The organism is Planctomycetota bacterium (assembly GCA_018242585.1).
Taxonomy (GTDB): domain Bacteria; phylum Planctomycetota; class Planctomycetia; order Pirellulales; family PNKZ01; genus JAFEBQ01.
The window spans coordinates 1-10135 of sequence record JAFEBQ010000054.1 but is presented as its reverse complement, the minus strand read 5'-3'; the positions used below and the strand labels follow the sequence as shown (position 1 = coordinate 10135).

The following is a 10135-nucleotide window of genomic DNA, read 5'->3' as shown; positions in this document are numbered from 1 at the left end:
CTTGCGCAGCTCGAGGAACTCTTCGATGTCCAGATGCCACGTTTCCAGGTAGGCACAGACGGCCCCTTTGCGCTTGCCTCCCTGGTTCACGGCCACGGCCGTGTCGCTGACGATCTTGAGGAACGGGATCACCCCTTGGCTCTTGCCGCCGGTGCCACGGATGTGCGCGCCGAGCGCGCGAACCCGGGTCCAATCATTGCCGAGCCCGCCCGCCCACTTGGACAACATGGCGTTATCGCCAATGGTCTTGAAGATCTGTGAGAGATCGTCGTCGACCGTCGACAAATAGCACGACGACAGTTGCGGGTGCCGCGTGCCCGAGTTGAACAACGTGGGCGTGGCGGGGGTGAACAGGAACCGCGAAATCAACTCGTAGAACTCGATGGCCCGGGCTTCGCGATCCGCTTCTTGCATTGCTAGCCCCATCGCCACGCGCATCCAGAACCATTGGGGCAACTCGATCGGCTGGCCATCGACGCGGAGCAAGTAGCGGTCATACAGGGTTTGCAGCCCCAGGTAAGCGAACTGCAAGTCACGCTCGGGACGCAGCGCCTCGGCCAGCCGGTCGAGGTCGAACGTGACCATCTGCTCGTCGAGCAGGCCCGCGTCGACGGCCCGCCCCAGGTAGCGCGCCAAGCCGTCGCGATAGGCCTGGTCGGTTTCTTCAGCCGGCGTTGATGTCGACAAACCTTCGGTCGCCAACACACGCTCGCGCATCTCGGCCAGCAGCAATCGCGCGGCCACAAACGTATAGTCCGGTTCGAGTTCGATCCGCGCGCGGGCTGCCATGATGGCCGCCTGGGTGATCTCGGCTTCGGTGATGCCGACGTAAAGTTGGGCGACCGTCTGGTCGAGCACCGGCGCGGCAGCCACCGTCTCGGGCAAGCCGGCACAGGCCGCTTCAATGCGGCGGCGCAGTTGTTCGACGTCGAGCGGGGCATCGCTGCCATCGGCGCGGCGATAGATAATCGCGCGGTTGCGGCGCTGCAGCGCGTGCTGTTCGCGATAGAGCACATAGCGCCGGGCGACACGGTGCTCGCCGGCGGTCATCAGCGTTCGTTCGACCTCGTCCTGGATCCGTTCGACCTGCAGGCCGATGCGACCATCGCACCAACCCAGCACGTGGGCGTTCAACTCGGCGACCTTCGCAGCCAGCGATGATGGCAGCGCCGCGTCGGGGGGCAGACCGAACTCAGCCTTGAAAGCCTTGGTGATGGCTGCGGCAATCAGCCGGCCGTCGAAGGGGACGACGCTGCCGTCGCGCTTACGAACCGATTGCGGCGGCGCAACGGAACCCGACGATGGAACTGAATCGGGATCGGACGAGGAGACCTGAGGCGCAATCGACATGGCTTGGGCACTTCCTGGCAAGAACCAAGCCCGAGGCGCAAAGTGAGCGGTCTTGTCGGAGTGCAGGCGCAGAACGAGAGGTGCGCGCAGACGACATTCCCAGACCCTTTGGACGCGAAGGGCGAAATGGCAACAGCTTGCGGCGGGTATTCGGGCTTAGCGGGCCCCAATGGAGCACGCCTTACCGCTGCGCGACAGCGCCGGATTTACACCGGACTTCCCCCGATTTTCTACGGCCGGGTCATAACCCCCGGCGGCAGCAAGCACCATACCTTGTGGTATGGCGGGCGGAAGCATACTAGGTATCGTCTATTGCCGTCAATGCCCTGCAGACAAACTTTTTTCAAGTTTGATGAGGAGAAGGTCAGTTGTCCGTGGCCCGTTGTCAGTTGTTGTCTGACGAGCTTCTCGCGGCGCGATTGCTAGCTGAATGCCTTTTGCAACTGACAACAGACCACTGACAACTGACAAAAAACAAAAATGCGTCACTTCGCGTTCGCTTTGAGGTGATCCACAAAGAACAAAAACATGTTCGTGTGCTTTGTCCGGCGCGCCGGGATAGTTGAACTCGCACTCGACGCCGAGTTGTTTCAGGCGCTGGGCCAAGGGCGCGCCGAAGTTGGCCGAGTGACGAGGATCCTTGGCCGGCTGTCCCATCGTCGGTGGCGAGTCGTAGAACAAGTAGACCGGCGGCGCGTCGGCTGCGGCAGCGGAGCAGGCGATTGCGCCGACACATTAGAGCACAGTGTCGTGAAAAACTGCGCCACCACCAACAGCGCAAGAGTCAATCCGTTAACAACACGTCGCATATTCCGTGATAACTCAAGAGTGAAACAATCGCTGCACAACTGCAGCGGCCAAACGCGAGAGCCTTCGCCTTCACTCGCAACCAGCAACTCGCAACCAGCAACTTCCCCTACAGCCGTTCCTTCAACTTCTTCAGCTTGGCGAGCAACTCTTCGGCGTGAATCAAGCCGCCGACTTTGACCACGTACTCAAAGGCCGAGTCGAGGGCGCTGTGCATGCTGTGGGGAGCCTTGGCGCGAGGCGCGACGCTGGCCTTGGCGCTGCCCGACGACTTTTTCTTCCGCTTCTTGGTTTTGCCCATGGTGGACTTCACATTGTAGACCAGCGAAATCTTGGCGCCGGTTTCCTTGGCGATCTCGGCGGGCGACTTTTCGGGATGGGCGGTCAGTGCGTCGCGCACGGCGGACGACTTGCTCTTACCAGCGGACTTGGCCATGGGGACGAATCTCCAGAAGTTGAATAAATCGGAGGGCGTCTGTCGTCGCCCCTGGGGTCTACCCTAATTGCTGGAATCGCGCAACGGAAGTGAAAACCTACGTCCTCGTGTGTATCGCTACAAAACCTTAAGCCTTCAGGGGGGGCTTAAGGTTGGCGACCGTCATGCACGCTGCCAGCGCTTGAATCCTGCTTGACGTGCTGGAGTCGCGATCGTATTGTACCGATAGGTTAATTAACCAAATGGTATATTAAGATGGTCGCCGATCAACTCAGCTCGACGTTCGCCGCCTTGGCCGATCCGACGCGCCGCGCCATTTTGGCCCGGCTTTCCCGCGGGGAAACCTCGGTGTCGGAGCTGGCCGAGCCATTCAAGATGACCCTGCCCGCCATCTCGAAGCACTTGAAGGTGCTCGAACGGGCCGGACTGATCACCCGGGGGCGCGAGGCGCAGTGGCGGCCGTGCCGACTGGCGGCGGCGCCGCTGAAAGATGTGGCTGGCTGGCTCGAACGCTACCGCAAGCACTGGGAAGAAAGCTTCGACCGGTTGGACGACTACCTGAAAGAACTTCAAGCCAAGGATAAAAAGCATGGCCGCAAAAAATAGCGACGCATCGGGAACATCCACCGGTGATACGAGCGACCGCGAGTTGGTCGTGACGCGCGTGTTCGACGCGCCGCGCGAGCTGGTGTTCGAAGCGTTCACCGATCCGAAACATCTGGCCAACTGGTGGGGACCGCGCGGATTCTCGACGACCACGCGCTCGATGGACCTCCGTCCCGGCGGCGTGTGGCGATTGGTGATGCACGGCCCCGACGGGCGCGACTACCACAATCGGATCGTCTATGACGAAGTGGTGCGGCCCGAGCGGATTGCATTCCAGCACGTTCCCGACGCCGAGTGCGAACCGTCGATCCACCGGACCATCATCACCCTTGAAGCTTTGGGGGAGCAGACGCGCGTTACCTTGAAGATGGTATTCGAGTCGGCCGAGGCGCTAGCCTTCATCATCAAGAACTATCGGGCCGATACCGGCGCGGTGCAGACACTCGAACGGCTGGGGGAATTGCTCGATGGGTTGTTCGCCGAAAGCCCGGCCGCGCGGGAGCAGGTGTTCCGAATCTCGCGGGTGTTCGACGCGCCGCGGGCGTTGGTCTATCAGGCCTGGACCGAGCCGGCCATGTTGCAACATTGGTGGGGGCCGAAAGGTTTTACGTTTCGCACGGGGCGGAACGATGTCCAGCCTGGCGGCATGTTCCATTACGCCCTCGTTTCGCCCGAGGGGCGTGAAATGTGGGGACGTTGGGTTTTTCGCCAGGTCGTCGCGCCGGAATTGTTGTCGTTCGTGGCGTCGTTTTCCGACGCCGACGGAGGTGTAACGCGGCATCCGTTCGCGCCGGAGTGGCCCTTGGAAGTATTGTCGATCGTGCATTTCAGCGACGTTGGCGACAAAACGCAGATCGAGATGATTGGCCTGCCGATCCACGCCAGCGAACAAGAGCGGCAGATCTTCCGCGGCGGCCGCGACAGCATGCAACACGGCTGGACGGGCACGCTGGACGAACTGGCGGCGTTCCTAGCGACACAGCACAGCGAGTAGCGCTGGCACGATTGTCGACATGGTGAGAGAACGTCGCGGATCGAAGAACTGTTGCCCATGCGTTCGATAGCGCTAGGACGAAACGCTGGCGGTTTTTGCAACGCGCGGGTAAAACGACAGCTCGTGTGTTCGGTGATATTGGTCATGTGCGAGTGTCTCATCACCGAGCGCGCGGCAAGCCTTCTCCCCGGGGGAGAAGGGTAAATCAGGCGGACCATTCATTCACTCGTAACGAGCGAGGCCTAGCATGCGCATCGTCAAAATCATTCTGTTGGTTATCGTGATTCTGGTGGCGGCCTTCATCGGCGTGGCGGCCATGCAGCCAGCGACAATGAGCGTCGAGCGTTCGACGATGGTGGCGGCCCCGCCGGCCGTGGTCTTCAACGAAGTGAACGACTTCCACCAGTGGGAGGCTTGGAGCCCGTGGGCCAAGCTCGATCCCGCGGCCAAAAACAGCTTCGACGGCCCATCGTCGGGCGTCGGCGCTGGCTTTGGCTGGTCGGGTGACAGCAACGTCGGCGAAGGGCACATGGCGATCACCGAGAGCAAGCCCGGCGAAATGGTTCGCATCAAGCTCGATTTCAAGCGGCCGATGGAAGGGACCAACGACGTGGTGTTCAAGTTCGAGCCGGCCGACAACCAAACCAAGGTCACCTGGTCGATGAAAGGGGAAAAGAACCTGGTCGGCAAGGCGATGGGGCTGGTGATCGATTGCGACAAAATGATCGGCGGCATGTTCGATCAAGGTCTGGCGTCGATGAAATCGATTGCCGAGGCGAATGCGAAGAAGTGAGAGTAGTCAGTGGTCCGTTGTCAGTAGTCAGTTGTGGGAGAGGTGTCTTGTGGATACTGCCTTGCATTGACTTCGTAGCGGAACACAACTGACCACGGACAACTGACAACGGACTAATCGAAATGCCCCGCGTTGTCTTCACTCCGAACCTCAAGCGCCACGTCGAGTGTCCCGACGTCATGGTCGATGGGGCAACGGTGCATGATGCGCTCGCGGCCGTGTTCGTCGGTCGCGAGCAATTGCGCGGCTATATTCTCGACGAGCACGGCCGACTGCGCAAGCACATGGTCGTGTTCGTCGATGGCCAGGCGATCAAGGACCGCGACGGGCTCAGCGATTCGGCGAGCGAACAGAGTGAAATCTACGTGATGCAAGCCTTATCGGGCGGCTAGCGCGGCGAAGCGTTGGCCCAGGACCGATCTCGGCAAACCAAGGACCGCACCCATGAGCGATCGCGTCTACCTGGCCACGCGCAAGGGAATGTTCACCGTGGCGCGCGGCGCGTCGGGCTGGAAGATCGACAAGGTTGACTTCCTGGGTCAGAACGCCAACATGCTGGTCGAGGATCCGCGCGACGGTGCCCTGTATGTCGCGCTCGACCACGGTCACTTCGGCGTCAAGCTGCATCGCTCGCGCGATCGCGGCCAGTCGTGGCAGGCCTGCGCCGTGCCGGTCTATCCGCAACTCACCGACGACGATCGCCGCCGGCAGGCCGAGGCGGGCGAGATCGGCGCGCGGCGCGACTTTTCGAGCCTGAAAGAGATTTGGGAACTCACGCCCGGCGGCGCGGACCAGCCGGGCACGCTGTGGGCCGGCACGATTCCCGGCGCGTTGTTCCGCTCGCGCGATTACGGCGATTCGTGGGAGCTGATCGATTCGCTGTGGAATCGGGACGAGCGCTGGAAATGGTTCGGCGGCGGCAAGGACAGCCCGGGCATTCACTCGGTGGCCGTCAATCCGCGCAATAGCCAGGAAGTAACCGTCGGCATCTCGTGCGGCGGAGCCTGGGTGACCGAGGACGGTGGCGCGACGTGGCAGTGCCGCGCCGCGGGCATGCGCGCCGAGTACATGCCGCCAGAACAGGCCGGCGATCCCAACGTGCAAGACCCACACCGGTTGGTACAGTGCCCGGCCGCGCCCGAGGCGATGTGGGTGCAGCATCACAACGGTATCTTCCGCACCACCGACGGCGCGCGGTCGTGGCAGGAAATCCGGCCGGTCGAGCCGTCGGTGTTCGGCTTTGCCGTCGTCGTGCATCCGCACGATGCGAACACCGCCTGGTTCGTGCCGGGGGTCAAAGATGAATGCCGCGTGCCGGTGCAGGGCAAGCTCGTCGTCACACGCACGCGCGACGGCGGGCGATCGTTCGAGTTGCTAACTGGCGGACTGCCGCAAGAGCATTGCTACGACATCGTCTTTCGCCACGCGCTCGACGTCGACAGCTCGGGCGACCGGCTGGTGATGGGCAGCTCGACCGGCTCGCTGTGGATTTCCGAGAACGGCGGCGCGTCGTGGACATGCGTCGCGAATCATTTGCCGCAAATCTATTGCGCCCGATTTGGGCATTGACGCGAACAACTCGCACGCGTCGTCGTCCGCCATTAGCCCCCGGTCAATGACCGGGGGCCTTGTGGATAACTTCACTCGACGAGCGCCACGATCACTCGTCGCGCGCGAGTTGCGCCTCGAACCGTCGATCGGGGATCAGCCACAGGCACGCCACCAGGGCGTACAGCGCGATGGCCAGCCAGGGTCGAACAAAGGCCAGCGGAATCGCCGCCAGATAGATGATCAACGAGGCCTTTCCTTTCAGGTCGGCGCCGAGCGCCGCCCGCAACTTTTCGTTATGCTGCTCGCGCACGAGCGCCCGTTGCAAGATGTGCCAGGCCACCGCCGACATCAAGAACACGCCCCCATACAGCGCCGTCGGCAGGGGCGCGAAGTCGTTCTCGCTCATCCAGCCGGTGGTGAAGGGAATCAGCGACAGCCAGAACAACAGGTGCATGTTGGCCCACAGCACGCCGCCGTTGATACGCTCGGTCAAATGCAATAGATGGTGATGGTTGTTCCAATAGATCGCCACGTAGACAAAGCTGATCACGTACGCGGTAAAGATGGGCGCCAAGCCGCGCAGGGCGATCCAGTCGGTCCCGTGCGGCACTTTCAGTTCGAGGACCATGATCGTGATGATCACGGCCATCACGCCGTCGCTGAACGCTTCGAGTCGTGAAGTTTTCATGCACGGTCCTGTTGAGAAGATAAAATGTCTGGCGTGCGCATCACTTTAGGGAACGGTTGGCGATTGCGGGAGTGGGTGGCGCAGGGCTCGTGAGGACGCCAGGCGTTTTGTTGGTAAGGCAAAATACGGCGCGGCAGTGACCCTCATTCGGCCTTCGGCCACCTTTTCGCCGGGGGCCGGGGGAGAAGGGCTCGTGCGGGCCGCGTGGCAAGGGGCGCGTGAATCGGTAGGATAGTCTCCATGCCTAAGACCTTCGTATCTCGATCGGCGTTGAGCTTGGCCGTTGTGACGCTGCTGATAGATGCACGCGCGACCGCTGCTGACGACGTGGCCCCTACGGTGGCCGAGTTGCAGCGGCAGTATGAAGACTATGCGCTAACGCATGCCGGCGATCCGTTTCGTGGCGCCAAGTTGTTCAACAGCGATCAGCGCGCCAAATGCGCCGTCTGTCATCGAATCGGCAAATACGGCGGGCAAGTCGGCCCAGAGTTGACGGTCATTGGCGGCAAGTTCGATCGGCCTCATCTGGTCGAGTCGCTGCTCGAACCGTCGCGGCAGATCGTCGAAGGCTTTCGGACCAGCACCCTCCAAACCAGCGACGGCCGAGCGCTGGTCGGCATCGTGCGCGAAGCGCCAGGCGGCCAACTGCAGGTGGCCGGCGTCGACGGCAAGGTGGTCGAGCTGCGCGCCGACGAGGTCGAATCGCGCCAGCCGAGCGACAAGTCGCTGATGCCCGAGGGGCTGGCCACGCAATTGTCGCGAGAAGAGTTTACCGACCTGGTCGCGTATCTCGAATCGCTGCGCCCCGGTGGCAAAGTGACGCCCGGCGCTGGAATTGCCGGTGCGATCGAGTTGCCCGCTGGCTTCCGGATGTCCGTGGTGGTCAAAGGGCTGAGCGGCGCGACGGCCCTGGAATGCTTGCCCGATGGACGCATTCTGGTTGCGGAACAAGCGGGGCAGTTGCGGTTGGTTGCCGATGGCAAGCTGCTGCCCGAGCCGGTCGTCACGCTGCCGGTCGACAGTACGTGGGAGCGCGGCCTGCTCGGCGTGACGATCGATCCTGACTTTGCGCAGAACCAGTTCATTTACGTCGTCTGGGTTGCCAAGGAGCCATACCCTCACCATCGTCTCAGCCGCTTCACGCTGCGCGGCAACGTGGCCGAGACCGGCAGCGAGCTGGTTCTGCTCGAAGGGGACGACCAGCGGCAACTCGGCGGCAAGGTGCAAGCTGGCCATCAAGGGGGAGCAATTCACTTTGGCCCTGACGGCAAGTTGTACGTCGCGCTCGGTGAACAGACCGCCGAGCTGCCGGCCCAGAAGCTCGATACACTGCAAGGGAAGCTGCTCCGTTTGAATCGTGACGGCAGCGTGCCCGACGACAATCCGTTCGTGGCCGACACGTCGGGCAAGTACCGCGCGATCTGGGCGCGCGGCTGTCGCAATCCGTACACGTTCGCCTTCGATCGCGCGACGGGAACGATGCTGATCAACGACGTGGGCGGCAAGTTCGAGAAGATCAACCGGGGCGCGGCCGGCGCGAACTATGGCTGGCCACTGGTCGAGCACGGGCCGACGAGCGCGCCGGGCATGACCGGCGCGATTCACACCTATCCTCAAGCGTCGATTGCCGGCGGCGACTTCGCGCCGCACGGCAAGACGTGGCCCGAGGCGTATCGGGGACAGTATTTCTTTGCCGACTTCGTCCACGGTTGGATCAAGACGCTCGATCCCGCGCGGCCGGAGCGAGTGAGCACGTTTGCCAGTGGCTTGCGCCGGCCGGTCGACTTTCGGTTCGGCGACGACGGTGCGCTGTATGTGTTGCTGCGCAACGCGTGGGTGATCGACGGCAAGTTCGTCGCCGGCACCGGCTCGCTGCTAAAGATCACCCCGCCAAGGATGAAGTAGGTGGTTGTCACGATGGAGTGCGAATAAGAAGTCGGACTGCCTATCGCTTCCCTAAAACCGGTAGGGTCGCCATTGCGTTCGCGCCGACGACAATTAGGCGACTGAAGCGTCAACCAAAGCAGGCGGATGACTGGGAGTTCGGATTTTCAAAAGTAGACAAGCGGCTCGATTTTCATTCGTTTATCAACCGTTTGGTCGACGTGGCGAAAGTCCGCGGCTTTGTTTAGAGCTGCCTGCGCGGCGCTGCGATACCGCGAATGAGTGTCATTTCTGCATCGCTCAGTCCATAAACGTCAGCGACAATGCGATCGATTTCGTCCTGGTCAGTCGACTGGTCGACGGAGAGCAGCTTGTTAATCGTCCGCTTGCCGACAGACTCGAAGCGCGGGATGCAGATTCGGCGTAGGTACTGTGCCTGGAAGCGCAGGAAGTCGCCCCGCATCTTGACGCCGTACATCCAGACAAAGAACTTGCCCACTGACGAGCAAAGAATCGTTCGTAGCGCTAGCAAATCCCATTGCTCGGAAGCGACGAAATACAGATTGTGGTGCGGATACAGCTTCCCAGGCTCAAAGACGATAAGGTTATTGGCTTTGATGTCAGGGATCAAAAGCTTGGGTAGCTTTTGCAGGCCAGGATAAATCCTGTCGATCGTCCGATACCATCGCAACTGATCGCGTTTGGCGACATTCCTGCCTTGCAAGCGTAAGCGATGGCGATCGAAATACTTCTGGGCTTTGGGGAACCGCTTAAGATCAATTAGCTCCGCCGTGTCGCCCACGAATGGGTTAATGACGCATTGCTCTCGCCAATGCACCGACCCTGATGCGATGTCCTTGGTGGTGACGAGCGGCATGAGCAGACTTGGCTCGACTTCGTCCAGGTGTCGGTCGACGATGAATACATTGTCGGCGCCAGTCGCGACACCGATGCCTACTCGACATCTCGAAGCCACATTGCCCAATGCGACACATTCTGTCTCTAGAGCCTGTTATGCACTTGAGA

Annotated in this window: 11 protein-coding genes and 1 riboswitch; of the genes, 6 read left to right on the top strand and 5 right to left on the bottom strand. The window is 61.5% G+C overall.

Translation table 11 applies throughout. The features are described 5' to 3' along the window. From JSS27_21540 to JSS27_21530, 3 genes are all read right to left on the bottom strand, one after another. On the bottom strand, positions 1-1350 hold a 1350-nt coding region (locus tag JSS27_21540), incomplete at its 3' end, for a ribonucleoside-diphosphate reductase subunit alpha (protein ID MBS0211534.1). Positions 1351-1473: 123 nt separating this feature from the next. After that, a riboswitch (cobalamin riboswitch) is annotated at positions 1474-1636 on the bottom strand. 32 nt (positions 1637-1668) lie between these two features. Continuing rightward, the gene (locus JSS27_21535; GenBank protein MBS0211533.1) at positions 1669-2007 is read right to left on the bottom strand and encodes a hypothetical protein; all 339 of its coding nucleotides are present in this window, start codon (positions 2005-2007) and stop codon (positions 1669-1671) included. Positions 2008-2266: 259 nt separating this feature from the next. Next, complete coding sequence (locus JSS27_21530) at positions 2267-2593, bottom strand: hypothetical protein (GenBank protein MBS0211532.1); 327 nt, start codon at positions 2591-2593, stop codon at positions 2267-2269. 255 nt (positions 2594-2848) lie between these two features. On the opposite strand from JSS27_21530, the gene JSS27_21525 reads away from it, so the two are divergent. From JSS27_21525 to JSS27_21505, 5 genes are all read left to right on the top strand, one after another. Continuing rightward, positions 2849-3199: a winged helix-turn-helix transcriptional regulator gene (locus JSS27_21525; protein ID MBS0211531.1), complete on the top strand. Its 351-nt coding sequence runs from the start codon at positions 2849-2851 to the stop codon at positions 3197-3199. Between the two features lie 367 nt (positions 3200-3566). Next, positions 3567-4193 carry an SRPBCC domain-containing protein gene (locus JSS27_21520; protein ID MBS0211530.1) on the top strand — a complete coding sequence of 209 codons (627 nt, stop codon included), beginning with the start codon at positions 3567-3569 and terminating at the stop codon, positions 4191-4193. Positions 4194-4446: 253 nt separating this feature from the next. Continuing rightward, positions 4447-4986: an SRPBCC family protein gene (locus tag JSS27_21515; protein ID MBS0211529.1), complete on the top strand. Its 540-nt coding sequence runs from the start codon at positions 4447-4449 to the stop codon at positions 4984-4986. A 122-nt stretch (positions 4987-5108) separates the two neighbouring features. Next, on the top strand, positions 5109-5378 hold the full coding sequence (locus tag JSS27_21510) for a MoaD/ThiS family protein (protein MBS0211528.1): 270 nt from the start codon (positions 5109-5111) through the stop codon (positions 5376-5378). Positions 5379-5430: 52 nt separating this feature from the next. After that, positions 5431-6555, top strand: coding sequence for an exo-alpha-sialidase (locus JSS27_21505; GenBank protein MBS0211527.1), 1125 nt, complete (start codon positions 5431-5433; stop codon positions 6553-6555). 91 nt (positions 6556-6646) lie between these two features. On the opposite strand, the gene JSS27_21500 is transcribed toward JSS27_21505, so the two are convergent. Next, positions 6647-7225, bottom strand: coding sequence for a DUF1211 domain-containing protein (locus JSS27_21500; protein ID MBS0211526.1), 579 nt, complete (start codon positions 7223-7225; stop codon positions 6647-6649). A 240-nt stretch (positions 7226-7465) separates the two neighbouring features. On the opposite strand from JSS27_21500, the gene JSS27_21495 reads away from it, so the two are divergent. Continuing rightward, positions 7466-9130: a PQQ-dependent sugar dehydrogenase gene (locus tag JSS27_21495; GenBank protein ID MBS0211525.1), complete on the top strand. Its 1665-nt coding sequence runs from the start codon at positions 7466-7468 to the stop codon at positions 9128-9130. 223 nt (positions 9131-9353) lie between these two features. On the opposite strand, the gene JSS27_21490 is transcribed toward JSS27_21495, so the two are convergent. Continuing rightward, positions 9354-10094, bottom strand: coding sequence for a hypothetical protein (locus tag JSS27_21490; GenBank protein MBS0211524.1), 741 nt, complete (start codon positions 10092-10094; stop codon positions 9354-9356). Positions 10095-10135: the final 41 nt, after the last annotated feature.